The sequence below is a fragment of the Hydrogenophaga crassostreae genome (genome assembly GCF_001761385.1).
In the GTDB taxonomy this organism is placed as follows: domain Bacteria; phylum Pseudomonadota; class Gammaproteobacteria; order Burkholderiales; family Burkholderiaceae_C; genus Hydrogenophaga; species Hydrogenophaga crassostreae.
The window spans coordinates 2,027,074-2,052,335 of record NZ_CP017476.1 but is presented as its reverse complement, the minus strand read 5'-3'; the positions used below and the strand labels follow the sequence as shown (position 1 = coordinate 2,052,335).

The following is a 25,262-nucleotide window of genomic DNA, read 5'->3' as shown; positions in this document are numbered from 1 at the left end:
AACGCAAAGCAACACAGTCAAGTAAGCCCAATTCATCTCGTCACCACCTCATTTGGGGCCTACAATCCACAGTGTCTACAGCGCATGCCGGGCTTTATATTTCCTTGAACCAATGCTCATTGAGCACGGGCCTGGAACATTTCCTGATTGGTGTGAGCATCTCGCGTCAGATGAACCCGACGTCAGGCTGACCTAGCCCACCTGAACCCCCGGTTCAGGATGACGGTCCGGTGGCACTGTAGACACCTTATTCTGACCACCCCCCTGCGCCGCTTCGCGTCTTCCCCCCTCTCCTGCGGGATGGGGGACGCAGCCTGTGGCCCGGCGAAGCCGGTTCCACGGCTACCCTGAACCAGGCACTTGCGCTCGACCACCTCCCCTCATGATTCTTGAGCCGCTACTGATCGTCGAGTTGGCCGCACTTGGCCTGTGCACCGGGTTCCTTGCCGGTTTGCTGGGTATTGGCGGGGGCATGATCATGGTGCCGTTCATCACGGTCATTCTCAGCGGGCGCGGTGTTTCGCCTGATCTCGCCGTGAAGATGGCGATCGCCACTTCCATGGCCACTATCATCTTTACTTCCGTCTCCAGCGTGCGCGCCCATCACAAACGCGGCGCAGTTCGCTGGGACATCGTCAAACTGCTGGCCCCTGGCATCGTGATAGGCGCAGCCCTCGCCAGCCTCGGCGTGTTTGCGCTGCTCAAAGGATCATGGCTCGCGCTGCTGTTCTCCGCTTTTGTGGCCTTTTCGGCCACGCAAATGCTGCTTAACAAAAAACCGCATGCAGCGCGCACGCTGCCCGGCCCTGCCGGCTTGCTTGGCGCCGGCAGCGCGATCGGATTCCTTTCGGGTCTGGTGGGCGCCGGCGGCGGTTTCGTCAGCGTGCCCTTCATGACCCGGTGCAACGTGGCCATTCACAATGCCGTGGCCACCAGCGCTGGTCTGGGCTTTCCGATCGCCCTGGCCAATGCGGTGGGCTACGTGGTGTCGGGTCAAGGCGCGGCCAACTTGCCCGCCGGGTCTATGGGCTACGTGTACCTGCCGGCCCTGCTGGTGATCGCCATCGCCAGTGTTTTGATGGCGCCCATGGGCGTGAAGGCGGCACACGCTCTGCCAGTGGCGTCGCTCAAGCGCGTGTTTGCCACCATCCTCTACGGCCTCGCCGCCTACATGCTCTACAAGGGCCTCAGCGCCTGATCAGCGGGCAGCGAAGTGGACTGCGTGCATCAGCCGCCGTGCAGCGGTTTGGCCGAAACCACGATGCCGTCTTCGTCGGCATACAGCCAGTCCCCGGGGCGAACCCAGACCCCCTGAATCTGAACCGCCACCCCTGCCTGGCCCTCACCGCGTTTTTCGGTCGGCAGCGGAATACAGGCCAAGGCACGGATGCCCACTTCGCAGGCGTGCAGCTCAGCCACATCGCGCACACAACCGTCGATCACCACGCCGGCCCAACCGTTGCTCGCCGCCGCCGCGCCGAGATTACCTCCGAGCAAGGCGCGGCGAAGGGATGCACCGCCATCAACAACCAGCACCCGCCCCAGCCCTTCGCTACCCACAGCGGCCCTTACCAGACTGTTGTCCTCAAAGCATTTCACGGTCACCACTTCGCCGCCAAAACGGCGGACGGCACCAAAATCGCGAAACACTGGAGGCAACACCCGAAAGGCACCAGAGTCATCGGTTTTATGGGTATCGCAAAGATCGCAAGTGGGGACAAAAGATGTGATTGGCATGGCAGGCTTTCCGGAATGAAACAAACAAAATACAGCAAAGGGAAATGATGTGATGTGCCTCTGACAGTGCGCTTTCGCGCATTCATGAGCGAAGTGTTGTTTTCTACACCCAGAAAAGCTGCTCATAGGCCGCAAACCCGCAAAAAACCTGAGCATGGCGCTTGGTTTGGGACCTCAACTCAATTAGCATCCAAAACACCAGCGAGAAAGCGCGTTTTCCGTTGGTGATTCATTCCACTTCTAGAAGGATATCCAACCATGGCAACTGCAAAAAAAGCTCCTGCGAAGAAGGCCGCTCCGGCCAAAAAAGCAGCTCCCGCTAAGAAAGCCGCCGCGCCTGTGAAGAAAGCCGCTCCAGCCAAAAAGGCAGCTCCTGCCAAGAAGGCCGCTCCAGCCAAAAAAGCAGCTCCTGCGAAAAAAGCAGCGCCTGCCAAGAAGGCCGCTCCAGCCAAAAAGGCAGCCCCTGCCAAAAAGGCAGCTGCGAAAAAAGCAGCTCCTGCCAAGAAGCGCACCCCCAACGCTGCTTTCATGAAGGCCATGACGCCAAGCGCCGCTTTGGCCGCCATCGTTGGTTCAAAACCGCTGCCACGCACCGAAGTGACCAAGCAGGTCTGGGTGTACATCAAGAAGCACAAGCTGCAAGATGAGCTGAACCGTCGCATGATCAATGCCGATGCCAAATTGAAGGAAATCTTCAAGAAGGCGCAAGCGTCGATGTTCGAAATGACCAAGATGATCAACGAACACCTGAAGTGATCCCCGACGCGCGGCCCAGTGCCGCCAGCGCATAGAGCCCGGCCAGTCGCCGGGCTTTTTTTTGCCCCTCAAGGCATCAAAACGCGCTGATCCGCGTACGCGAACCAAGCCTACTTTGGCATTCAAATGTGAGAAACTGACAAAATCCATCCCCCAAAGAAGGTATGACACGCTCCGCTCCCACCCCTACGATGATCCCCGGAGAGTCTGAATCGACTTCTCTCGATTCTTTGTTGCCACCTTTGCAATCCAACAGGGTGGTGCTGGTTGTCGACCTGGTGGAGTCCGTGCGCCTCATGTCTGTCAATGAAACCGCCGTGGTCGGCCAATGGCACAACTTTGTGCAACACGCACTCACCCAGGTGCTGCCTGCCCACGGTGGTCGCCTGGTCAAGAGCCTCGGCGATGGCATGCTCGCCGAGTTTGAAGTCTGTTCCCAGGCAATTCAGGCCACGCTCAAGCTGCAGCGCTACTTCGACCGTTTCAACGCCACCGCTGAAGCCGAGAGCCAGATGCACCTTCGCGCCGGCCTTCACGTCACCCACCTCTACCGCGATGAACAAGATGTGTACGGCCATGGCGTCAACCTGGCTGCCCGTATTGCCTCGCTGGCTGAGCCCGGCGAAACCGTGGTCACCTCAGCCGTGCGCGATGCCATGGTTGATGGCATCGATGGTGACGTTGAAGACATGGGCGAGAGCTATCTCAAGCATTGGCCCGAGCCTGTGCGCACCTGGCGCATACAACCCGTCAGCACGACAGCCTTCAATTGGCGACCCGAGCGGCGCGAAGCCCCTGCCACCGATTTCAGACCCTCGATCGCTGTGATTCCGTTCGAAGCGCGCACGCCTTCGCCAGAGCATTTTGTGATCGGAGAGCTCATTGCCGATGGCGTGATCGCCCAGCTCGCGCGCAGCCAGAACGTCCGTGTGATTTCACGCATGAGCACCACCGCTTTTCGCGGCCGGGGTGCCACCTCTGGAGAAATCAACGACAAGCTCGATGCGCCCTTCGTTCTCAGCGGTGGCTACGCGGCTTTAGGCGACAAAGTGATGATCACTGCCGAGCTGGCCGACACACGGCGCGGAGAAGTGGTGTGGGCCGACCGGCTGAGTGGCGACACCATGGACCTGATGCAGGTGGAGAGCGAGCTCATCAACAAACTGAGCTCGGCCTGCGCCCACGCCATGCTCAATGCCGAGGTGCAGCGCACGCTGGTGCAGCCGCTGCCCAAGCTTGACAGCAATGCGCTCATGCTCGGGGGCATCACACTCATGCACCGCTCCACACCACGCGACCTGCAACGCAGCCAGCAACTGCTCGAAGCCGTGGCGGAGCGCCACAAACGCGTGGCCGCGCCCTGGGCCTGGCTGGCCAAGTGGCACATCATTCAAGTGGTACAAGGCCTGTCCAGTGATCCGGCCAACGCTTTTCGTCGGGCCATCAGCATCGCTGACCGGGCACTCGACATGGAGCCCAACAGCGCACTGGCCATGGCCATCAAAGGCCACGCACTGTGCCATCTGGGCAGCGATGTCGATGGCTCACGCCAGTTGCTGCAGGAGGCAACCCAAAGCAATCCAAATGATCCGATGGCGTGGCTCTATTCGTGCGTATGGTCTGCCATGTGGGGACGTCCGCATGATTCAGTGACGGAAGCCGAAAACGCGCTGAACCTCTCCCCACTTGATCCGCAACGCTACTATTTCGAAATGATGTTGGCGACAAGCTACCTGGTGGTCGGTGAGTATGAAAAAACGGCCAAACTGTGTCAATCGTCTCTCCAGAAGAACCGATACCACCTTCCGACAATACGCACCCTGGTCGCCGCTCAGTATGAGTTGGGACAAGTTGAGGACGCGCAAGACACGTTTCAAACCCTGATGCGCCTTCAACCAAGCCTGACATTGGCTGCGTACCTCGAAACAGGGGGTGTCAGTCCGACAAGGCAAAAGGTAGCCCATGCACTATCCGCACTGGGGCTGAGGTAAATCAATATCAACAAGAGGAAGAACAAATGAGCGCAAACAGTGGTGGCTTCAGTGGTGGCTTCAGTGGTGGATTCAGTGGTGGATTCAGCGGCGGCTTCAGTGGTGGTTTTGGGGCCAATGAAAACGTGGGTGCTGGCGCCCTGCTTCTCAATCGAGCAGCACTTGTCGGGCCCTACACTGGCCCCTCGCTGCACGTCAGGGAGCCCGCATTTGACGACCCCGCCAATTTGGCTCTGTGGGCCGATGGCCCAAGGGTCACAGCGTGTTTCACCGAACTGATTGAGGGACTGCTGTTTAAAACGAACAACACGGCCAAACAGGCGAAGCTGGAATACGCCAACCTTCAGGCGGCCACCTTGCAGCGCAAACCGCTGGTCACGCTGCGTGCACCGCGCAAAGCCCAGTTCGAGAAACAGCTCGATCTGGTGGCGGCCTACGCCGATCTGCGACCCGACCGCGCGAGCGAAATTTTGGCCCAACTGCCATTCCCACTGCCTTTCTGGGCTTCGGTGATCGGGCTGCACGAACACCGCCACAAAAAGACGCTGCAACTGCTGGATCTCGCCTTTGGTCTGGCCGTTCACGTAGAGATGCGTTTCAAACACATTTTTGCCGTTCCGCGGGCTGAGGCATTTTCACCGCAGATCCAGCCCATGATTCCCTCACCAGGCCACGGCAGCTGGCCCAGCGGTCATGCCACCGAAGCCTTTCTGACGGCCACCTTGATCGAAACACTGCTGGACGCGGCCTCGCCTCCCGGCAGTCACAACGGTGCAGACAGCCGTGAACAATTGCAGCGCCTTGCCGCCCGAATCGCTGTGAACCGCACCGTGGCCGGGCTGCACTACCCGGTAGACAGCGCGGTCGGGCGACTGCTGGGCACGGCGCTGGCCGAATTCGTTGTGGCACGGGCCACAGGGGGCAAGGTACACGAACGCGGTTTTGATGGTCGCCAGTACGAACACGCGGGCGGCGCACCACTGGATTTCAGCCTGCACCAGTCGCTTGAACACGGCCACGGCTACTCCCGCGAAGCGCGTCCCACATCGATCGGTCAGGCGCCGCTGGTGGCCTGGCTGTGGAAAGAAGCCGTCAAGGAATGGGCATGAGCACCGCCGGACCGCTCCAAGGTGCCCTGGCCCCCTCGGGGGCCACGACGCGCAAAGCGGCGGAGCATGGGGGCAAAAGCTCACCGCCGGACCGCTCCAAGGTGCTCGGGGTCCCTCTATGGGCCGCGCCTTTCACGCAGTGACAAGCGCGGGGGCCAACCAATGAACGGCAACGGTCTGCGCTGGAAGCCGCTGCCCACGGGCAGCTTCACGGGCACGCGCTGGAACCGGCCGGGCGAGATTGATGGCCAAGACCCCTATCTGGTCTGGGCCGAGGCTGATGCTTTTGCAGGTTATGGCCATCACCATGGCAGCGACCCGTTGAAGTGGCTGCCCATCGTGATCGAAATTGCCCCTGGCGCGGACGTGGCGGAACTGGTCAGGGCATCCAGCCACCATTGGCTGCAAATCCCCCGTGCCTACCTGAACCTGCCCGGGCTGCGTTATTGCAGCGCCAGGGTGAGTGCCCATTTTTTCGAGGCGTTGCGGCAGCAACCGGTGCTTCGCGCTTTGGTCGTGCGTTACGAACTGGGCCTGCCTGTTGGGCCACATACCCATGCGCTGCACGATCCCTGCACGGTTGCGCATGCGAACGCCGCGCCCCTTAAAGGGCCCCGGCCAGCAAAAACAAGCCGTCGAGAAAAAGGGCTGAAGGGTCCGGTCATCGGCTTGATCGATGGCGGGCTGGCGCTGGTCAACCAGGCATTTCTGAATCCGCGCGGCCCAAGCAGGGTTCAGCATTTCTGGCGGCAGGACAGTTGCTACCAAGGCCCATGGCCCAATCAGAACACCCATGGCAGCGGCGATACACCCCTGGACCCACAGCGCGCCGGCCCGACACCTGCCGACATGGGCTATGGCCACGAACTCACGGCCTCAAACATTCGAAGCGCCATGGCCCGCTTCACGCCATCAGGGGGCTCACTGGACGAAGCAGCGTTATACCGGCATTTCCAGCTGTGGGACCTTGCCCGCCCCGTCAACCACGGCACCCATGTCATGAGCCTGGCTGCCGGCTCCGGCATTCCCCATATGCCAGTGGACGACGCTGCCAGCCGTTGCGATCTGGTGGCCGTGCAGCTGGACTGGTCGAATATTCAGGACACGTCTGGCGGCGCAATGAACGTGAGCGTGCTCGACGGTCTGATGTACATCGTGTCACGCTGCGCACCCTCTGCCGAGGTGGTGATCAACATCAGCTGGGGCACGCTTGCCGGTCCGCACGATGGCAGCTCCATTCTGGAGGCGGCTATGGATCAATTGATCGAACTGCTGGGTAAGCAACTGCAAATCACCGTGCCGGCTGGCAACGGCTACCAGAGCCGCACCCACGCCAACGACACACTCGCTCCGGGCACCAGCTGCCCATTGCACTGGCGCGTGCTGCCCGACGACCACACGCAGAGTTTTCTCGAGATATGGCTGCCCGATGGCGCAGACCAGGTGACCATCGAACTGACCCCTCCGGGCGCAAGTGCGCCGCTGCCTGCACTGAGACCTGGGCAGGCTGGCATCTGGAAAGGAAACTCGAATAGCCAGGCAAGGCATCCCCTGTGTGCGCTCATTTATCCGCAACGTTCGGCCCTTGGCGCCAACGGTACCTGCGCATTGATCGCCCTGGCGCCCACGTTCGGTCTTGAAAAACATGTGGCCACAGCACCCTTTGGTGTCTGGGAGGTCAGGTTGCGCAACGAGGGCAATGAGCATGTGACGTTTGACGCTTACATCGAACGCGACGACGTGGCACTGGGCCAGCACACCGGCGCGCGGCAGTCGTATTTCGAAGATGCCCGTTACGACACCAGCGGCAACCTGGGCTCTTTCACCGACCATGCGAACAACCCCACACCCATTCGCCGCAGCGGCACCTTCAACAGCCTGTCCACCGGACAACGCACCGTGAGTGTGGGCGGCACGCGCCGCCAAGCCGATGCGTGGAACCGTTTTGCGCGTTACTCACCACAAAAACCGGATCCAGACGCGACACGCCCGCAGCGCCCTGGCGTGAAAAAGGTGCCCGATACCCTGCAACCCAGTGACGACAACCCGGCGTTGTGGGGCGTTCTGGGCGCGGCCAGCTTGAGCGGCAGCATGGCGCGGCTGGCGGGCACGAGTTCGTCTTCTCCGCAGCAAGCGAGGGACATCATCAATCAAAGGACCCTGCCAGGGGGCGGTTCATCTACCGCAGGCAGCGCTACCAGCGGGCCGGCAAGGGCTTGAGCAACCAGATCCAGCGGTCGCGCACTTCGATGAAGCCGCCGGTTTCAAGGTCTTTCAAAAGCCGGCTGACCATCTCGCGCGAACAGGCGAGGTGTTGCGAGATCTGTTGATGGGTCATGCGCTGCAACAACCTGCGTTGGCTGTTCGGGTCTGCGTCAGGGTCGGTTGTCGCATTGAGCAAAAGCACCAAGCGGCCATACACATCGATCAACGCCACGCTGCGCGCGCTCTCGGTTGCCAGCCGAGCACGCCGAATCAATCGACCCATGATTTCAAACGCAAAATCAGGATGCTCGGCGATATACCGCTGCAAAATTTCGCGCGACACAACAGCGCAAAGCGACGTCTCAACGGCCTCCACATGGGCCGAACGGGGCCCGCCATCAAGCGACATTTCGCCCACATACTCCAGCGGCCCGTAGACACCGAGAGTGAGCTCTTTGCCGCTTTCGTCACCCAAAAAGGCCCTCAAGCGGCCTTCCAGAACGATGTAGATGGAATCCCCCGTGTCGCCCTCCTGAATCAAGAGAGCGCCGCGACGGTAGCGGCGCTGGACACCCAGGCGGCCAAGTGCTGCGATATGGGTTGAAGAGGCGTCAGGGTTCGGCAGAAGTCGGGCAGGCATGGCAGTTGGCGGGGCGCTCCCACCAACCAGCGCCGAGCAAGGCGGCGCGAAAAAAGCAGAGCACCCTCAAATCAAACAAGAGCCATGTCATTGTGCTCCATTGGAACAATGGCTCGCAGAGCAGAGACCATGGGAGGCAAACTGTTCACGCGCAGCATGAGCATGCGGATGCTGTGGCAGCCCGTTTTGTTGCGCAGCGCCTTGACCTGTGTGCGAACAGTGGATGGCGCGACATGGTGGGATTCCGCGATCTCAGGAATCGTGTTGCCCTTGCACAGCGAGATCAGAACCTGCTCTTCGCTGGGGCTGAGCTGGTGGGTTCTGGCATACATCCGAACCGCCAGGTTTTCACAGGCATTCTGGCGTGACAGCAAAACAAGCACCGAAGGGGTATCGGTTTCCAGCGCGTGGCTTAGCGGCACGAAGGCGAGCGTGAGTTCGCACTCGGGTTCCTTGAGCGCCACCAACTGGCGGTGACCCTTGAGGGCGTGCTTCAGCGCATGGTCAATTTGCTGGGTGAACTCGACCGAGCTGCCCATCAGAGTCTGGCCGTGGCAAACGATAAACCGTGAGGTGGCCAGGGCATGCCGGGCCAGGTGATTGGCATGGCGCAGCCGGGACTGATCGTCAATCACCAGCATGCCGTGATCGATCTCGTCCATCATGCGCATGAGCAGCCCGGCGTCCATGCCGGCAAAGCGCCCGGCGCTGGTGCTGGTGCTGGTACCTGGGTTAAAACTTGTCTTGAATGCGAGGTCTTGGGATGTCCACATGGCCGTCTCCTGATGAAAACCGAAAGGTGATCGAATAGGAGGTAGCGTAGGTTCGAGGGCAGGTAAACAAAAGGTGCTGCTTCACCGGCGTTTTGTGATCTATTACCCAAACCGGCAGAAATACGGAAAATTCGTGTTTAGGACATGGCCCGGTTGCGTATGGCCGACAGCGTTCCACGGGTGGTGATCACCTCCGGATCCAGCATCACCTCGATCAACGTTCCCCTCGGGTTCGCCAGGGCGCGTTGCAGCGCTGGTTCAAATTCGCTGGTCCGGGTAAGCCGCTCGGCGGCATAACCATAGGCCTCTGCCAGTCGGCAGAAGTCGGGGTTGTTCAGGTCAGAACCACTCACATGGGCTGGGTACTCGCGCTCCTGGTGCATGCGAATCGTGCCGTAGGTGCCATTGTTGAGCAGCAGCACGATGGTCTTGCCGCCATGCTGGACAGCGGTAGCGAGCTCCTGCCCGTTCATGAGGAAGTCACCGTCGCCTGCGATGGTAAGCACGGTGCGGCCAGTCAAGATAGAGGCGGCAACTCCCGCGGGCACGCCATAACCCATGGCGCCGTTGGTGGGGGCTAGCTGGGTTTTGGCGCCGCTGGCCCAACCGGTGTAGCGGTAGAAGCGGTGCAGCCAGCTCGCAAAGTTGCCGGCACCATTGGTGAGCACCGCATCGGCCGGCAAGTGTTTCTGCAACGTGTGGATCAAGGCGGGCATGTCGATGCTGCCTGGAAAAACAACGCCTCCATTGGCCGGATCGACGTTGGCCAGGTAATCGTCCTGGCAGGCCTTGACCCAGCCAGCCCACGGCACGTTCGCAGGTGGCTCCAGCGCCTTCAGCGCGCGCGTTGCGGCGCCCATCGAAGCGCAGACACCAACCACCGGCTGATACACCCGCCCAAGCTCCTCGGCGCTGACATGGATGTGGAGCAGCTTTTGCAGAGGCACGGGCGCCTCGACAAGCACATAGCCTCCATTGGTGGCCTCGCCCAGTCGAGGGCCCACGGCGAGGATCACATCGCTGTCTTTGATGCGCTGAGCCAGCGCCGGATTGATACCCAGCCCCATGTCGCCAGCGTAGAGGGCATGGTGGTTGTCGAAGCAATCCTGAAAACGAAAGGCATTGACCACGGGCAACTGCCATTGCTCGGCAAACCGCTGCAGATCGATGGCCGCCTGTGGGCTCCAGCCACTTCCACCGGCAATCACCAAAGGACGCTGAGCATTCAGCAGATGCCTGTGCAAACGTGTCATCGCTTCTGGATCGGGAGCCATCTGCACGGCTTCGACCCTGGGCAACGGCTCGGCCTGAACCATCTCGGTCAACATGTCTTCAGGCAACACCAGCACCACCGGGCCAGGCCGCCCGTTCATGGCAGTGGCGAAAGCGCGGGCCACGTATTCGGGAATGCGGCGTGGATCATCGATACGCTCAACCCGCTTGGCCATGCCCTTGGTGCTCGGCCCAAAGAAGCTGGCGAAGTCCACCTCCTGAAACGCCTCGCGATCACGCGCATCGCTGGCCACATCACCCACGAACAGAATCATGGGCGTGCTGTCTTGAAACGCGGTGTGCAGCCCAATGGATGCATTGGTGGCACCGGGGCCACGGGTCACAAAGCAAATACCGGGGCGCCCGGTGAGCTTGCCCTGGGCTTCTGCCATGAAGGATGCACCGCCCTCCTGGCGATTCACCACCAGGCGGATGCGATCGGCGTGGGCATGAAATCCGTCAAGCACGGCGAGATAACTTTCGCCAGGAACGCCAAAGGCGTGGGTGACGCCCTGGGCGATCAGGCATTCGACCAACAAGTGGCCTGCAATTCGAGGAGTGTTCATAAGCGGCATTGTGCCGCGAGATCAGGCCACCCGCGTTCGGCGTCCCACGCCCAGTGCGGCGTATACCGCCAATGCGAGCGATACCGCCGCGCCCACCAGCGTCAGGGCGTACCAGCCACGGTCCATGAACTGACCAAAGATGAGCGGCGACAGCGCAAAGCCCACATCCAGTCCCGAGTAGACAGTGCCGTACACCCGGCCAGTGGCACCCTTGGGCGTCGCCTTCTTGATCATCATGTCCCGGCTTGGCCCGCCGATGCCCACGGCAAACCCTGTCACCGACAGCGCCACCATGGTGCCCGTACCGCCCATCCACCCCATGGCACACAGCAGCAGCAGCAGCGCGCCAGCCGACATGCTCAAGGCCACGACCCGATCGCTGGAGAAAGCGCCATGCTGCTGCCCGAATGCCGCAACAAACCCGCCCACGAGCATGCCCAATGCCCCACACAACATATACGCGGAGATGGTCAGCGTGGCTTGCTCCATGCCCACACCATGAAGGTTTTGCAGAATCGAAGGTGCAAAGCTCTGTACCACGGCCAGGGTCATGGTCGAGAGCAGGAAAAATGCAAAACACCACCACACCACCGGTAGCTTCAAATAGGCCAGCGCACCTTCGCCTGCATCATTGGCTGCACGTTGTGGCACCACAGGGGTGAGCAGCTTGTCGCGGTGCCAGAACAAAACCGTCAAGACCACCACATACATCACGGCTGCGGCCAGGTAGGCAGTGCGCCAATTGGCCAGAGAGGTGATGCCCACCAGCATCGCTGGCGCCAGGGCCCAACCCAGGTTTCCGGTCAGGCCATGGGCGCTGAACGCGTGGCCCAGGCGCGCCGCCGAGACGCGGTGGTTCAGTATCGTGAAATCGGCCGGGTGAAACGGCGCGTTGCCCAAACCCGCCAGAGCGGCCACCACCATCAGACCTCGGTACCCCGTGACCTGAGAGGCCACCAAAGCCGCTACCAGAAAACAGCTGATGGCAGCGAACAGCACCGGCCGGGCGCCCACGCGGTCGACCAGGAAGCCCGACAGCGCCTGCCCCACGCCGGAGATCACGAAAAAGAGACTGACCAGCAGTCCCACATCGGAGTAGCTCAAGCCGAACTCCCGGATGAATACCGGGAACAGGGGGGCCAGCAACAGATGGGAGAAATGGGAGGTGGCGTGGGCCATGCCCACCAGACCTATGACGGACGCATCCTGTCGGAGGGGAACGGGCTGGGCAAGGGACATGTTGTAAACCTGAACGGGGAGTCCCGCTATGGTAATGGCCTTGGCTGCACATCAAGTGCACGGGCAAAACCAGAAAGGCCTGTCCTCCAGGGTTTCCCCAGATGAACAGGCCCCGATCGACCGCACAACGGTCGGCAGAGGGTTTGCCGCGGTATCGGGTTGCGCCCTGAGAGCGCTGCCTGCCGATCTCAGAATGGTTTACGCCTCGGTATGCACACCCACGAACTGGACTTCGTAGACACCGGTATCGAGCACTCCATTGACATCGGACACACTGAAAGTAAAGTGCTCGGTGATCGACGCACCCTCAGCCAGTTGCTCAATGATCGAGGCGTTTCCAACATAGTCAAACTTCCCCGTTCCGGTGTTGAGGTGGAGGTATCCTGCTTGCCCGGCGACACTCAGATTGCCACCATCGTCGCCTACCCCCCCCTGCAGTCCAAAGGTGAGCCCATCGTAGGAAGAGATCAGCGTATCGATGTCGCTCACGTTCAAGAACCCGGTGCGGCCGTAGTTGGTCTGAATAAAGCCATCGCCGTCAATATAGGTCGCGGCCGGAGGGGCCTGATCAACAGCCATGACCAGCCCGTCGTCGGCTCCATGGACCTCGAAGGAAACGGCCACGCGATCGGTCAGCCCCCCTCCGTCGATGACCGAAACATGGAAGCTCTCGACAACCGAATCGCCCGAGTTCAACAGCTGGGTCGCTTCCAGGGCGTTGTTCAGTGTGTAGGTCACCTGACCGGTTGTCAGATCCAGTTGAACCGAGCCATACAGGGCTTCGTGCGACATGAAAGAGGTATCGGGTATCAGCACCCACCCGTCACTTTCGAGCGCGGAGGTATTCAGCCCAACGCTGCCTTCCGCATCGCTCATCAACACCCCAATTTGTGCAACCTCCTTGCCGGCCACCGCGTTGTCGGCACCACTGGCCTCCACGAGGGTGGCGCCCTGTCCGTCGAGCGAGATCACGGGCGCATCGTTGCTGCCCGTCACACTGAAAGAGAACGAGCCCGACGTCACGTCGCCAGCAACGCCTGTTGCATTGAACGTGAACGTGTCGATGCCCGTTTCACCCTCGCCCAATGCATCGATGGTGTTGACATTCGGGTTATAAGAGTAGACACCGGTTTGCGGATTCAGATTCAAGTTTCCGAACTGCCCAATGGCGGTCAGGTTGCCACCATCGTCAGAGAACGACGGCCCATCCACGGCAAAGCCAAGGCCAGACAAGTCACCCAGCGACGCGCCGTTGGCCAGACTCAGCGTGCCGGTGAGGCTGCCACCGCTGTCCGTCCAGCCTTTGCCGACACCATTTTCCACAATCGCATAAACGGGTTGAGCGACCGTCACCACGGGTGCGTTATCGAGAATGCTGGCGATGGGTGCGGGGCCCGAAGCGGTTCCCACATACAGGGAATAGCTGCCTCGCTCAAGAGTGCCCGTTGTGGTGGCATGAACGATGTCACCCGCCTGGTAGGTCCAGCTGAGGTAAGCGTCTTCGCTGTTGTCGCCGTCGCCGCTGTTGTCATTCTGGGTCAGCACAAAGCCACCACGGATGATCTGAATGCGGTCGTCCAGGGTTGATGAGTTGCCCATGTAGACCGACACCACCGTGCCATCGGCAATGTTGCTGAGAGCGAAACGATCGGTGTTGATGCCCGTGAGCATGGAGCTGACCAGGTCATGGTCCAGATCGGCATTGCTGATGGATCCATCGATGCGCAGCTGGAAATCGGCGCCATTAAAAACGTAAGGTGAAGTGGTCAGGCCCGCTGGCAACGCGCTGTCGGCGCCCAGGCTGGACTGGAATGCACTGTCGTCCAGAGTCACTGCTTCAATGCTGCCTGTTTCGTATTCCAGCACCGCGTCACCGCCCTGCGCCGCTGGACCCGTGGTGTCGTTCGAAGCAGCCACATCGGCGCCGGTCGCAACCGCCAGCGCATCCACAAATGCAACCCCCGCTTCGCCCTGCGCCACATCGCAACCGTAAAGCAGGAAATCCCCGTCGGGTGACAGGGACGCACCCAATGCAGCCAACGCCGCGCTGTGATCACCCAGGTTGGCAGAACTCAGCGACAAGGTACCCAGATCAAGCACCCCCGCATCACCGTGCGAGATCAGGTGAATGGCATCCAGGCCGGTTCGCCCATCCAGCAACGCCACCATTTGCGCCAGCGCATCACCATCGGCACTGAGTATGTGAACCTCGAAGTTGGCATTCAAACCGTCCGCTGTGTTCTGGTAGTCGGTGACGTTGTCCAGAATGAAAACAATCGGTTGGCCTGCTGTGCTTTCGGTGGTGCTCATGGCGATCTTCCTGATGTATGTGATTTGGCTCTGTCGAACAGCCACCTCGCTCCGGAAAAACCATCAACTCGAAGAATGGGGGGTTTTATGCCCTGTTTTCAAGTCTCAGCTTTCAGCCAGAAGGTCGAAGATCTCCTGGTGAGAATACGGACGAGGTGTTCGTTGTTCCACCTGAGGCTTCGACGCAAGTGATGGCAACTTGAGTCAAACGGGCCCCCATACCGACAGACGGCAAGCCACGGCAAAGCGCTTGCGACCGGGCCAACGTCGCACCCATAGCCCGAACGTTTTAGGCCATCGATTGATCGCCGCCTATCGGCCGAACAGACGCATACCAGAGCACTCAAAGCGGCGCAGCCTGGCCCAGGGTGTTTCATTTGAAGAAAGGCGCAAGCCTGACGACAGGCGGTAAAGCCGGAGCGCCTGCATGCGGCCGACGGCGCCTCATTCAAGAGGTTTCACAGGGCTGACACATCCGGGCCATATCGTCAGCCTGTACTGAAAATCAACCTCTCTGATCGATTGTTTCCATGCTGTACAACAAAACACCCAAAGCCTGGGCAACCCTGGCCCAGCCCTCACACGTGGGGCGGCTCGCCCATACGCTGGTGCTCATGGCGAATGGACGGCGCAGCCTTCGCGAGCTGTCGCTGCTCACCGGCACCGACATCACAGAGGAAGCGGCCTTGCTGCAAAAGGCCGGTTACCTGATGGTGCAGGAACCCGCCAAGGCCCAGCCAGCGGACTGAATGGACCAGACCGCCCCTGAACCGGGGTGCGCAGGTCGCCAAGGTGTCGCCTGCGTGGCCTGGAGGTGGTCAGGGCCTGTTCACACCACGTGTTCAGGATGCGAACGAGGGGAAGCAAACGCCAATCCGGGCGCACGCCTGGAAAAAGCAATGCGAGGAGGCCCTAGTCGGCAGGATCCATCAACCCCAGCGGATCCTCCATGTTGCCCTCGGTCACAAGGCGCCCCTGTTTGAAAATGCCGCTGACCCGCATTGCCGGCTGCCCATCGGCCAACACCAGTGCCTGGCCAAACAACATGTTGCGGGTGGTCCTCAGCACCTCACCTTCGCCCTGCACCCATGCCCCCAGCGGCGCGGCGCCCATGTAGTCCACCTGCAGACTGATGGTCGGCAGAAACCGGCGCTCTTCCCCGGGGCGGTACATCGCGGCGCACGGAATCAACATATCGGCCATGGTGGCGAGCATGCCGCCGTGACAAATGCCCAAAGGGTTGGTGTGGCGCGCCTCCACCCGGAAACCCAGCTGCAACCGGCCCTCGACCAGACGGGCAAACAAGGGCCCGTTGTGGGCAATGAAGTTGCCACCGACGCGCACTGCGCGAAAGCCCGCTGGCGGAGACTGTGACGCGTTGATCAGAGTAGAGGTGTCCATGCCGCGATGGTATGCGGCCCTTCAGGCCCGGGCGGTCGGCGAGGCGACAGCAAACGCCTGGATCACCGCCCCTGCGTGGTGCCGGCGGGCAGGCTGGCGCGCTCGGCACTTGCCGCCTGCTCCGGGCCCGCCAGGCTGATGAAGTCGTTGAAGCGCTGGCCCTGAATCAGCACGTGCTCGCGCGCGGCATGCGCTGCGGCCTCGGGGTCGCCCGCCTCCAGCGCCCGAACAATCTCTCGGTGCTCGGCGAGCGACTGCTGGATGCGGTTGCGCATGCGCAATTGCAGACGCCGATAGGGTTTGAGCCGGTTCTTGAGCGCCAATGTTTGCTGCACCAGAAACGGGTTCCCGCAAGCCTGGTAAATCAGGCTGTGGAATAGCTCATTGGCATAGTAATAGGCGTTGGCGTCATCCGATGCGGTCTCATGCTCACACGCCTCCAGGGCCCCGCGTATGCCGTCCAGGGTCGCCGTTGGTGCGCGCCGCGCCGCCAACCGTGCGCACATCGCCTCCAGCTCGGCCATCACCTCGAACATATGGATCAGCTCCGGGATACCCACCCTGGCGACAAAAGTGCCACGCTTGGGCAACACCTCGACCAGCCCACTGATCTCCAGTTGCTGCAGGGCTTCGCGCACCGGTGTGCGCGAGACCGCAAATCGAACCATCAGGGGCTCGATCTGCACCTGCTCGCCGGGGCGCATGCGTCCGTTGACGATGTCATCTTCCAGTTGGTCGCGCACTTGCTGAACGCGGGAGCGGCTGTTGGGCGGGGGACTCATGGTCGATGGAGGGTGGTTGTTTAAACGGGCACAGGGATGCTTCATTGACAGGCCGCTTGGGGTTAGCCCTAGGAAGGCCGGCTTTCTGTTGCATATAACATCCTCGATGATTTATACAACAAAGCCGCGTTCCAACCCATAGGAGACAACCATGACGATTCGCCTTTCACGCCACCTGTCCACCCTCGCTCTCGCTGCGCTCACAGCCCTGGGGGCCGCTGCAGCCCACGCCGAAGTCACCCTCAAAGCCTCGCACCAGTTTCCTGGCGGCAAAGGCGATGTGCGCGACGAGATGGTACAGATGATTGCCCGCGATGTGGCCGCAGCCAACGTGGACATGACAATCAAGGTGTTCCCTGGCTCCAGTCTGGTGAAAGCACAAGAGCAATGGAAAGCCATGCTCAGCGGCCAGATCGACATGACCTCGCTGCCGCTGGACTACGCCTCGGGCTTTCACCCCCAGTTTGGCGCCACACTGATGCCCGGCCTGGTCAAGAGCCACGCTCACGCGCGCCGCATCAACGACTCCGAGTTTCTGAAAGAAATCAAGGGCATCATCGAAAAGGGCGGCGTCAAGGTATTGGCCGATGCCTGGCTGGCAGGCGCCTTCGCCGGCAAGGACAAGTGCATCAAGAAGCCTGAAGACGTGGTCGGTCTGAAGATGCGCTCTGCTGGCGCCACCTTCTCGCAAATGTGGGCGGGTGCTGGCGCATCCATCGTGTCGATCCCGTCCAGCGAGGTCTACAGCGCCCTGCAACAAGGCGTGGCCACGGCAACCGACACATCCTCGGGCAGCTTTGTTTCCTTCCGCCTCTATGAGCAAGTCAAGTGCATCACAGCGCCTGGCGACAACGCCCTGTGGTTCATGTATGAGCCCGTGCTGATTTCCATGAAAAGCTGGGACAAGCTCAACGACGCGCAAAAGAAGGCGCTGATGGCTGCATCAAAAAAGGCCGAAGACTACTTTGAAGCCGAGTCCAAAAAACTGGACGACAAAATGGTCGAAACCTACAAGGCGAACAAGGTGGAGGTCGTCACGCTGACCGACGCTGAAGCCGAAGCCTGGCGCGCCGTGGCACAAAAGACCTCATACAAGGAGTTCGCTGAAAAAGTGCCCGGCGGCAAGGAGCTGATCGAAAAGGCGTTGAGTGTCAAGTAAAGCCGCTCCCATCTGGATCACCGGGGTACAGGCCCTCTCACGCGCTCTTGGCGTGGTGGCGGCCCTGATGATCCTGGTATCCATTGGCGTGGTTTGCCAGATGGTGTTCGTGCGAGCGGTGCTCGGCGAGTCCTCCATCTGGCAGACCGAGTTCGTCATGTACTCGCTGGTGGCGGCCACGTTCATTGGTGCACCGTACATTCTGCTCACCCGCGGTCATGTGGCGGTGGATGTGCTCCCCTTGATGGTTCGCCCGCCGGCCCGGCGCGCCCTCCATCTGCTCGGCAGCCTGATTGCACTGGCCTTCTGCGGCCTGTTCCTCTACGCCTCCATTCCCTGGTGGTGGGACGCCTATCAGAACGGCCACACCACTTCGTCGATCTGGCGAGCCCGCCTCTGGATTCCTTACCTGGCGGTGCCGGTGGGACTGGGCCTGCTTTGCCTGCAGTACCTGGCCGAGATCTGGCTTGTCTTGACGCAGCGCGAACACCCGTTCGGCCTGTCGCCTGAAGACAAGCTCTGAGCGTTCAATCTCCTTTCTGATTTTTTGGAATTCCCATGAGCGCCTTGGCCATTGGCTCGCTGATTTTTGTTGCCACCGTACTGGTGCTGGCCACCGGCCTGCCCATCGCCTTTGGCCTGGGTGCCGTGGCGCTGCTGTTCATGGTCATCTTTGATGGCTGGAACAGCGTGCACTTCATCCCCGAAACCGTTTTTGCCGGGCTGAGCGATTTCACCCTGGTGTCGCTGCCCATGTTCGTGATCATGGGCGCAGCCGTCGCAAGTTCACGCGCCGGCAGCGATTTGTATGAAGCCCTGGCCCGCTGGTTGCACCGTGTGCCGGGTTCGCTGGTGATTTCCAACATCGGCGCCTGTGCCCTCTTCTCGGCCCTGACCGGTTCCTCGCCAGCGACCTGCGCAGCCATCGGCAAGATGGGCATTCCCGAAATGCGCAAACGCGGCTACGACGCCGATCTGGCCACCGGCGCAATCGCCGCCGGCGGCACGCTGGGCATTTTGATTCCACCCAGCATCACCATGATTCTGTATGGCATCGCCTCGGAGACCTCGATCGGCCGCCTGTTCCTGGCCGGCGTGTTGCCCGGGCTCTTGCTGACCGGCCTGTTCATGGCCTGGGCCCTGTTCATCAGCTGGAAACGTGGCACGGTGCTGGTCGATGCAGACCGCATTTACAGCATGAAGGAAAAGCTGGAGCTGCTGCCCAGGCTGCTGCCGTTCATGGCTGTGATCGTGGGCGTGGTCTACGCGCTCTACGGTGGAATTGCCACGCCCTCAGAGGCGGCCGGCGTGGGCGCAGCGCTGTGCCTGGTCATGGTGATCCTGATCTACAAGGTGTGGAAACCCATGGACCTGTGGGCGATTCTGCGCGACGGCCTGCGCGAGTCCGGCATGCTGCTCCTGATCATCGGCACCTCGATTCTGTTTGGCTACATGATGTCTTCGCTGCAAGTCACGCAGTCCGTGGCCGAAGCGATTGGCGAGATGCAGGTCAACAAGTGGGTGATTCTTGCGGCCATCAACCTGTTGCTGCTCGTGGCCGGTATGTTTCTGCCCCCCGCAGCGATCATCTTGATGACCACACCCATTCTCATGCCGGTGATCACGGCGGCCGGTTTCGACCCGATCTGGTTTGGCGTCATCCTCACCATCAACATGGAACTGGGCCTGATCACACCCCCTGTCGGTCTGAACCTTTTTGTGATCAACGGCATCACGCCCGATGTGCGCTTGCCTACCATTCTCAAAGGCGCCTTCCCTTTCATGATGTGCATGGTTGTTGCCATCGTGCTGCTCTGCATCTTTCCCGAAATTGCCACCTGGCTGCCGCAAGCCTTGATGGGTTGAGCGCCACTCCTGCCTGTGTATATGCTTGAAAAACTGCTTCGTCTGACCCGTAAAGCCCGAGGTGACCGCACCCTGGAACCCCTGCTGGAATCCTGCCGGCTGCTGATATCCGAACGCGGTCAGGCCAATGTGTATGCCTTGGCTGTCCGTGTGATCGAAGGCTATCGGCAGGTATCCGCGGCGCGCCGCGAAGCGTTTTTCGCGGCGCTGGCGACAGAGTTTTCACCCGACCCGGAGGCGGTGCTGAACGCTGCCACGCAGTATGCGCAAGCACCCACCGCGCAACACCTGGCGGTGTTGACCCAGGCCGTGGAGTCGCCCCGACAGGAACTGATTCGCCGCATCAACCGTGCCCCGGGTGGCACCAGCATGTTGCTCGCCATGCGGGTGGACCTGCTGGGTCTGCGCAAAGGCAACCCCGAGCTCGCCGCCGTGGACGCCGACTTCCTGCACCTGCTCACTTCCTGGTTCAACCCCGGCTTTCTGCGACTGGAGCGGGTTGACTGGCAATCCAGTGCAGCCCTGCTTGAAAAAATCATTCACCATGAAGCGGTGCACGAAATCAGCGGCTGGAATGATTTGCGCCGCCGCCTGCAACCCGACCGCCGCTGCTACGCTTTCTTTCACCCCCAGCTGCGCGACGAGCCCCTGATTTTTGTCGAGGTCGCCCTGGTCGACGAGATGGCCGATGCGGTCGCACCGTTGATTGAATCAACACCCGACGCACCCGACGCCAATGGCGCCAAGACAGCCGTTTTTTACTCAATCAGCAACTGCCAACCCGGGTTGCGCGGCGTATCCCTGGGCAACTTCCTGATCAAGAAAGTGGCCGCCCAGCTCAAAACCGAATTGCCCCAGCTCAAAACGTTCTGCACGCTGTCGCCCATTCCCGGCTTCGTTCGCTGGCTCGACAAGGCCTCCACCGAAGAGACCGGCGAATGGGCTGGCCCCTTGCAGCGCGTGGCCGCTTGGCGCCAGCGCCATCCCGTTCTGGCCGAAGAAAACATCACCCACATGCCCAAACCCCTGCGGCAAGACCTGATCAGTTTGGGGGCGCGCTTTCTCGTCAAGCAGTCGCACGAAGCCCTGGGTGATCCAGTGGCCCGTTTCCACCTGGACAACGGCGCCCGGCTGGAACGCATCAACTTCGCCGCCGACCTGTCCAAAAAGGGCCTCAAACAGGCGCTGGGCCTGATGGTGAACTACCAGTACGACCTCAGCGAGGTTGAGCTGCGTCACCAGGAATTCGTCAATCAGAAGGTCAGCCATTCAACGGCGGTTCGCCGCCTGCTCAAACCTCAAGCCTAGTCACACCGGCCCAGGGCCATGAAATCCATGTCATACAACCTCTACGCTCAATTTCACGCCGCATTCGGCAGCCATTTGTCCGATACAGCCATCGAAACCGATGATGATCGCCGCTGGACCTTCGGTGATCTGCACGGCCAGTCGGCCCAGATGGCCAACTGGCTGCAATCGCTGGGTCTGAAGCCCGGTGACAGGGTCATGGTGCAGGTCGAAAAATCGGTACCTGCTCTGGTTTTTTACCTGGCCTGCCTGCGCGCCGGTGTGGTGTATGTGCCGCTCAACACGGCCTACCAATCGGCCGAACTGGCCTACTTCATGGAGAACGCCGAACCCAGCGTTTTCGTGGCCGATCCGTCCAAGGCCGACAGCCTGCGTGAACTGACCACGCGCATCGGGGTGCCCCATCTGGTCACACTCGGCGCCGATGGCCAGGGCAGCCTGATCGAGGCCACCCGGCAACTCCCAACCGAGCACGCCATTTTCGAGGCGACCCAGAATGATCTGGCCGCCATCCTCTACACCAGCGGCACCACCGGACGCAGCAAGGGCGCTCAGCTGACCCACAACAACCTGGCATCCAACGCCCTCACGCTGCACAAACTGTGGGGCTGGAAACCCGGTGACGTGCTGGTGCATGCCCTGCCGATCTTCCATGTGCACGGCCTGTTTGTCGCCTGCCATTGCGCGCTGCTCAACGCCAGCAAGATGCTCTGGATGGGCAAGTTCACACCCCGGCAAATGCTGGCCTGGCTGCCGCAAGCCACGGTGTTCATGGGTGTGCCCACGCTGTATGTGCGTTTGCTGCAGGAGGCCGCCCTCACACCTGAGAGCTGCGCACACATGCGCCTGTTCATCAGCGGCTCGGCCCCCCTGCTCACCGAAACCTTCCGGGAATGGCAGGACCGCACCGGCCACACCATTCTTGAGCGCTACGGCATGAGCGAAACCGCCATGATCACGTCCAACCCCTACCGCGCCGAAGACGGCCCCCGCCTGGGCGGCACGGTCGGACGGCCCTTGCCCGGCGTCGAACTGCGTTGCATGAGCGAACAAGGCCAGCCCTGCCCCACCGGTGATATTGGCGGCATCGAAGTGCGCGGGCCCAACGTGTTTCCTGGCTATTGGCGCATGCCGGAAGCCAACGCCAAAGAGTTCACCGCCGACGGCTGGTTCAAGACCGGCGATGTGGGCCACATCAACGCCGAGGGCTACGTGACCATCGTGGGCCGCAGCAAAGACCTCATCATCACCGGCGGCTACAACGTGTACCCGGCCGAAGTCGAGGGCTACATCAACGACCTGCCCGGCGTGGCCGAATCGGCCGTGATCGGATGTCCGCACGCAGACTTCGGCGAGGGCGTGGTCGCGGTGGTGGTGGCGCAGGCTGGCGCCAAGCTCGACGCCGCCGAACTCACCCAGGCCATCAAGTCACAGATTGCAGGCTTCAAGGTGCCCAAACACCTGTTCATCGTCGACGAGTTGCCGCGCAATGTGATGGGCAAGGTGCAAAAGAAGGCGCTGCGCGAAACCTACGCCAAGGTATTTGCCAACTGATGTGATGGAGCGCTGACGGATGGCGTCAGGCGGGTGTCGCCAGCCGGCGCCGCTTGCGCTTTCCCTTGGTCGGCGCCGTCGCGGTCAAGGCCTGAACGGCGTTTTCAACCACGGCGTGGGTCTCCACCAGGCGCAGCCAGTGGTTTCCAATCAGTTTTTCACAACTGCGACGCGTCATGGAATGCGCGCGCCCGCCCGCGCTGCTGAACATGAACAGGGTGCCCCGCGCGCTCGCCCAGATCAGCTCGGCTCGAATCCACGCCCCCTGCGAGTACATGTCAACCAGACACCCTGCGCGCAAGCGGGCCAGCACAGCCCGATCTGCAGGCTGGTCTTCCACCACAGCCGGGGCGACGGCCTCTTGCGCCTCGACAAAAGGAACGGGATCGTTCAGGTGAAGCTCCACCGAGGGTTCCGCCACCTGATCCGCTTGTTCAACCGGTGGCAATGGGTCAGCCTCATCCTGGGGATCCAGCTCGGTGTCCTGGAACCCCGCATCCGCCCACTCACCCGTGGCCATCCATGGCTGCGCGGTGACAAACACACGAGGGGCGACAGACAGGTCGCGCTTGACGGGCTCGTCAAGCTCACCGTCGGTCCCGGGCAAGGCCTGATCACCCTTGACACGCACCCTGCGCAAACTCAGCAAGGGCTGGTGCAGGCGCATCAGTGCATCAAAAAACGGTTGACGTTCCGACTTCGACATCCCCAAGGCGTCCAGCCCCGAGTGCAGACACTGCAACAGCCCAGGCAGGGACTCGAACACGGCTTTGGACTGCCGCATCGTTTCGGGCCGCACGCTCCACAGAAGCGTACCCACCGCCGAGCGGCATGCCTGGATATCGGGCGCGCCCTCTACCGGGCGCAACTGCGCCGTGGCCATCACCAGTGACCAGGTGCCATAGAAAAAATCGAGCACCAGCTCTGGCGCATTGAACACATCGGGTCGGAGGCTGATTTCCCAGGCCATCTGATCGGCCAGTTGTTGGCGCGCTTCGGCAAACCGCACCGAGCTCAACTGCGCTTCCCGCGCGGCCGTCTCAACCGCATCGGCTTGCTGCCAGCGCTTGCGCAGCCCGCCCAGGGCGTCTGCAAAGGGCCTGGGCTTCTCGGACTCAAGCGCGTTCAGCGCATTGAAAGCGGCACAGACGGGCTCCAGGTAAGCCAGAAAATCGTCGGCGAATTCATCGTTGTAGCGAAAGCTGCGCTGTGCCACTTCCTCAACCAGCAAGCGCGCTGGGTGATCGCTTTCACCAAAATAGCGGGGGTTGGCCAACGCCAGCCGCAGCAAGGCCGGCTCAAGGGCCACGACCGCCTCACGCACAGGCGCCAGCAACAGGGGATCCCGCGCCACCTGATTGACCAGCTTGCGCACCAGATCAAGCCCGATGGCCTGCGCTGCATCTTCAGCGCGCGCCTTGAGCTCCAGCAAGACCCGGGTTCGCTCATGGGCCAACCCGTAGTGCCCCCAGCGGTCAGCGGCCAGCGTGGTGTCCACGGAAACCTGGCGGCCAGGACGGTCAACCACCGGTGTGGCACGGTACCGGCTCAGCGCCTCGCCGGAAAGCGCTTCTGACGCAACCGGCATGGCCGACAGCGCATCCACCTCGCCGAGTTCCCGGCGCACCTGCTCGTAATAGCCTTCATCAAGGGGCTGCACACCACCGCCGGAACCACCAGCCAGAAAGTCCTGAAACACCGCGTTGCCAAGCTCGGAACGCGACCGTCCCAAAGCCGCCGGCTCGAGATCGGCGCTGTCGTCGCCGCCGCCGTCCCGGCCACCGCCATCGGCATCCCCCATGGACAGCATGTCCAGCGTGACCACATCCGGCGCACTGGCCGCACGGCTGGCCTCGGGGTCTTCAACCAGGCGAATGCGGTAGCCAGCCTCTTGCACATTGGCCTGCTGCAGCATCAGGGCCAGGGCTTCGTAAAGCTGCCCCAGTTCGCGTCCGAGCACATGGGCAATGTGTTGCAACCACACGACCCGAATGCCCCCCTCTTCCTCTACCTCGGCCATCAGGTCACGCAGCACGCGCGCAAAGACGGAAGGCCGCATGGGGTTCTTCTCGACCTCGATCGAGTCAAGCCCGATCAGCGAGCTCATGCGGGCATCAAGAATGGGCAGGCTGTGCTCAACCAGTGGCAGCAAGTTCTGCAACAAGCGAACCGACTCCAGTGATTCGTTCATCGCGGAATCGTCGACCAGTTGCATGAGTGACGAGTCGAACAGCCCGGCCAGGGTGGAGGCCGAAGGATCGTCAACCTGTTGCTCGAAGGCTTCGCGCAACCGCACCGGGAAGGTCTCGGCCAGAGCCCCTCGGCACTGCGCAATGCTCCAGGTCGCCCGGGCAAACAGCTGCCGTTGTGCGTTGTGCAAACTGGCCCCTTCGGCCAACTGCAAGGAGTTCATCACGGCATCGATACAGCGCTTGAGCATGGCGGGCGTGCGCCGCTCTGCCTCATCAAAGCACTGGTTCAACAACGTGGCACGGTCCCTGGTCATGAATTTTTTCGCAGCTGCACTCGTCGCGTGCGGCCATCAATCGTCGAAAGCGGTTCAGCGGTTCAATACATCCTGAAGAGCCACGCAC

20 protein-coding genes and 1 other RNA gene are annotated in these 25,262 nt (G+C 61.4%); 12 read left to right on the top strand and 9 right to left on the bottom strand.

Features of this window, described 5'->3' with window-relative positions; all coding sequences use genetic code 11:
• The first annotated feature begins 69 nt into the window (after window positions 1-69).
• Window positions 70-249: non-coding RNA, 6S RNA (ssrS, locus tag LPB072_RS24240), on the top strand.
• 133 nt (window positions 250-382) lie between these two features.
• Entirely contained in the window at window positions 383-1,198 is an 816-nt protein-coding gene (locus LPB072_RS09525) for a sulfite exporter TauE/SafE family protein (protein WP_066094670.1), read from the top strand.
• Between the two features lie 29 nt (window positions 1,199-1,227).
• Here the strand turns inward: LPB072_RS09525 and rraA are convergent, their stop codons facing one another.
• Complete coding sequence (gene rraA, locus LPB072_RS09520; protein WP_066094667.1) at window positions 1,228-1,737, bottom strand: ribonuclease E activity regulator RraA; 510 nt, start codon at window positions 1,735-1,737, stop codon at window positions 1,228-1,230.
• A gap of 258 nt (window positions 1,738-1,995) precedes the next feature.
• On the opposite strand from rraA, the gene LPB072_RS09515 reads away from it, so the two are divergent.
• From LPB072_RS09515 to LPB072_RS09500, 4 genes are all read left to right on the top strand, one after another.
• Window positions 1,996-2,493 carry an SWIB/MDM2 domain-containing protein gene (locus LPB072_RS09515; protein WP_066094664.1) on the top strand — a complete coding sequence of 166 codons (498 nt, stop codon included), beginning with the start codon at window positions 1,996-1,998 and terminating at the stop codon, window positions 2,491-2,493.
• 164 nt (window positions 2,494-2,657) lie between these two features.
• Window positions 2,658-4,484 carry an adenylate/guanylate cyclase domain-containing protein gene (locus tag LPB072_RS09510; protein ID WP_082877102.1) on the top strand — a complete coding sequence of 609 codons (1,827 nt, stop codon included), beginning with the start codon at window positions 2,658-2,660 and terminating at the stop codon, window positions 4,482-4,484.
• Between the two features lie 26 nt (window positions 4,485-4,510).
• Window positions 4,511-5,593, top strand: a complete 1,083-nt coding sequence (locus tag LPB072_RS09505) for a phosphatase PAP2 family protein (RefSeq protein WP_066094658.1) — start codon at window positions 4,511-4,513, stop codon at window positions 5,591-5,593.
• A 162-nt stretch (window positions 5,594-5,755) separates the two neighbouring features.
• On the top strand, window positions 5,756-7,813 hold the full coding sequence (locus LPB072_RS09500; protein ID WP_066094655.1) for a S8/S53 family peptidase: 2,058 nt from the start codon (window positions 5,756-5,758) through the stop codon (window positions 7,811-7,813).
• Here the strand turns inward: LPB072_RS09500 and LPB072_RS09495 are convergent.
• From LPB072_RS09495 to LPB072_RS09475, 5 genes are all read right to left on the bottom strand, one after another.
• Window positions 7,788-8,438: a Crp/Fnr family transcriptional regulator gene (locus tag LPB072_RS09495; protein ID WP_066094652.1), complete on the bottom strand. Its 651-nt coding sequence runs from the start codon at window positions 8,436-8,438 to the stop codon at window positions 7,788-7,790. The two genes, LPB072_RS09500 and LPB072_RS09495, sit on opposite strands and share 26 nt — an antisense overlap.
• 71 nt (window positions 8,439-8,509) lie before the next feature.
• Window positions 8,510-9,211, bottom strand: a complete 702-nt coding sequence (locus LPB072_RS09490; protein ID WP_066094649.1) for a helix-turn-helix transcriptional regulator — start codon at window positions 9,209-9,211, stop codon at window positions 8,510-8,512.
• Window positions 9,212-9,348: 137 nt separating this feature from the next.
• On the bottom strand, window positions 9,349-11,049 hold the full coding sequence (locus LPB072_RS09485; protein ID WP_066094646.1) for a thiamine pyrophosphate-binding protein: 1,701 nt from the start codon (window positions 11,047-11,049) through the stop codon (window positions 9,349-9,351).
• 21 nt (window positions 11,050-11,070) lie between these two features.
• Entirely contained in the window at window positions 11,071-12,288 is a 1,218-nt protein-coding gene (locus LPB072_RS09480) for an MFS transporter (RefSeq protein ID WP_066094643.1), read from the bottom strand.
• Between the two features lie 198 nt (window positions 12,289-12,486).
• Window positions 12,487-14,598 (bottom strand): DUF4347 domain-containing protein, encoded by a 2,112-nt coding sequence (locus tag LPB072_RS09475; protein WP_066094640.1) that lies wholly within the window; start codon window positions 14,596-14,598, stop codon window positions 12,487-12,489.
• Between the two features lie 530 nt (window positions 14,599-15,128).
• Between LPB072_RS09475 and LPB072_RS09470 the strand changes: the two genes are divergently transcribed.
• On the top strand, window positions 15,129-15,347 hold the full coding sequence (locus LPB072_RS09470; protein WP_066094637.1) for a hypothetical protein: 219 nt from the start codon (window positions 15,129-15,131) through the stop codon (window positions 15,345-15,347).
• 163 nt (window positions 15,348-15,510) lie between these two features.
• On the opposite strand, the gene LPB072_RS09465 is transcribed toward LPB072_RS09470, so the two are convergent.
• Both LPB072_RS09465 and LPB072_RS09460 read right to left on the bottom strand, forming a co-directional pair.
• Complete coding sequence (locus LPB072_RS09465) at window positions 15,511-15,999, bottom strand: PaaI family thioesterase (RefSeq protein ID WP_066094635.1); 489 nt, start codon at window positions 15,997-15,999, stop codon at window positions 15,511-15,513.
• A 62-nt stretch (window positions 16,000-16,061) separates the two neighbouring features.
• Window positions 16,062-16,781 carry a GntR family transcriptional regulator gene (locus LPB072_RS09460; RefSeq protein WP_066094632.1) on the bottom strand — a complete coding sequence of 240 codons (720 nt, stop codon included), beginning with the start codon at window positions 16,779-16,781 and terminating at the stop codon, window positions 16,062-16,064.
• 151 nt (window positions 16,782-16,932) lie between these two features.
• Here LPB072_RS09460 and dctP point away from each other — a divergent pair, with 151 nt between their 5' ends.
• From dctP to LPB072_RS09435, 5 genes are read left to right on the top strand one after another with little or no spacing between them, the layout of a single operon-like run.
• Window positions 16,933-17,940 carry a TRAP transporter substrate-binding protein DctP gene (gene dctP / locus LPB072_RS09455; protein WP_066094629.1) on the top strand — a complete coding sequence of 336 codons (1,008 nt, stop codon included), beginning with the start codon at window positions 16,933-16,935 and terminating at the stop codon, window positions 17,938-17,940.
• Window positions 17,930-18,463 (top strand): TRAP transporter small permease subunit, encoded by a 534-nt coding sequence (locus tag LPB072_RS09450; protein WP_197508933.1) that lies wholly within the window; start codon window positions 17,930-17,932, stop codon window positions 18,461-18,463. The genes dctP and LPB072_RS09450 overlap by 11 nt, the downstream gene beginning before the upstream one ends.
• Window positions 18,464-18,498: 35 nt before the next feature.
• The gene (locus tag LPB072_RS09445; protein ID WP_066094627.1) at window positions 18,499-19,806 is read left to right on the top strand and encodes a TRAP transporter large permease; all 1,308 of its coding nucleotides are present in this window, start codon (window positions 18,499-18,501) and stop codon (window positions 19,804-19,806) included.
• A gap of 21 nt (window positions 19,807-19,827) precedes the next feature.
• A complete protein-coding gene (locus tag LPB072_RS09440) occupies window positions 19,828-21,114 on the top strand; it encodes a malonyl-CoA decarboxylase (RefSeq protein WP_066094624.1) in 1,287 nt (428 codons plus the stop codon).
• An 18-nt stretch (window positions 21,115-21,132) separates the two neighbouring features.
• A complete protein-coding gene (locus tag LPB072_RS09435; RefSeq protein ID WP_066094622.1) occupies window positions 21,133-22,668 on the top strand; it encodes a malonate--CoA ligase in 1,536 nt (511 codons plus the stop codon).
• Between the two features lie 25 nt (window positions 22,669-22,693).
• Here the strand turns inward: LPB072_RS09435 and LPB072_RS09430 are convergent, their stop codons facing one another.
• Window positions 22,694-25,174 carry a DUF1631 family protein gene (locus LPB072_RS09430; RefSeq protein WP_082877101.1) on the bottom strand — a complete coding sequence of 827 codons (2,481 nt, stop codon included), beginning with the start codon at window positions 25,172-25,174 and terminating at the stop codon, window positions 22,694-22,696.
• Between the last annotated feature and the right edge of the window lie 88 nt (window positions 25,175-25,262).

Excerpts from the sequence above, each read along its gene's own strand:
- LPB072_RS09525 (WP_066094670.1), top strand. The coding sequence starts at position 383 with ATGATTCTTGAGCCGCTACTGATCGTCGAGTTGGCCGCACTTGGCCTG.
- rraA (WP_066094667.1), bottom strand. The coding sequence starts at position 1,737 with ATGCCAATCACATCTTTTGTCCCCACTTGCGATCTTTGCGATACCCAT.
- LPB072_RS09515 (WP_066094664.1), top strand. The coding sequence starts at position 1,996 with ATGGCAACTGCAAAAAAAGCTCCTGCGAAGAAGGCCGCTCCGGCCAAA.
- LPB072_RS09510 (WP_082877102.1), top strand. The coding sequence starts at position 2,658 with ATGACACGCTCCGCTCCCACCCCTACGATGATCCCCGGAGAGTCTGAA.
- LPB072_RS09505 (WP_066094658.1), top strand. The coding sequence starts at position 4,511 with ATGAGCGCAAACAGTGGTGGCTTCAGTGGTGGCTTCAGTGGTGGATTC.
- LPB072_RS09500 (WP_066094655.1), top strand. The coding sequence starts at position 5,756 with ATGAACGGCAACGGTCTGCGCTGGAAGCCGCTGCCCACGGGCAGCTTC.
- LPB072_RS09495 (WP_066094652.1), bottom strand. The coding sequence starts at position 8,438 with ATGCCTGCCCGACTTCTGCCGAACCCTGACGCCTCTTCAACCCATATC.
- LPB072_RS09490 (WP_066094649.1), bottom strand. The coding sequence starts at position 9,211 with ATGTGGACATCCCAAGACCTCGCATTCAAGACAAGTTTTAACCCAGGT.
- LPB072_RS09485 (WP_066094646.1), bottom strand. The coding sequence starts at position 11,049 with ATGAACACTCCTCGAATTGCAGGCCACTTGTTGGTCGAATGCCTGATC.
- LPB072_RS09480 (WP_066094643.1), bottom strand. The coding sequence starts at position 12,288 with ATGTCCCTTGCCCAGCCCGTTCCCCTCCGACAGGATGCGTCCGTCATA.
- LPB072_RS09475 (WP_066094640.1), bottom strand. The coding sequence starts at position 14,598 with ATGAGCACCACCGAAAGCACAGCAGGCCAACCGATTGTTTTCATTCTG.
- LPB072_RS09470 (WP_066094637.1), top strand. The coding sequence starts at position 15,129 with ATGCTGTACAACAAAACACCCAAAGCCTGGGCAACCCTGGCCCAGCCC.
- LPB072_RS09465 (WP_066094635.1), bottom strand. The coding sequence starts at position 15,999 with ATGGACACCTCTACTCTGATCAACGCGTCACAGTCTCCGCCAGCGGGC.
- LPB072_RS09460 (WP_066094632.1), bottom strand. The coding sequence starts at position 16,781 with ATGAGTCCCCCGCCCAACAGCCGCTCCCGCGTTCAGCAAGTGCGCGAC.
- dctP (WP_066094629.1), top strand. The coding sequence starts at position 16,933 with ATGACGATTCGCCTTTCACGCCACCTGTCCACCCTCGCTCTCGCTGCG.
- LPB072_RS09445 (WP_066094627.1), top strand. The coding sequence starts at position 18,499 with ATGAGCGCCTTGGCCATTGGCTCGCTGATTTTTGTTGCCACCGTACTG.
- LPB072_RS09440 (WP_066094624.1), top strand. The coding sequence starts at position 19,828 with ATGCTTGAAAAACTGCTTCGTCTGACCCGTAAAGCCCGAGGTGACCGC.
- LPB072_RS09435 (WP_066094622.1), top strand. The coding sequence starts at position 21,133 with ATGAAATCCATGTCATACAACCTCTACGCTCAATTTCACGCCGCATTC.
- LPB072_RS09430 (WP_082877101.1), bottom strand. The coding sequence starts at position 25,174 with ATGACCAGGGACCGTGCCACGTTGTTGAACCAGTGCTTTGATGAGGCA.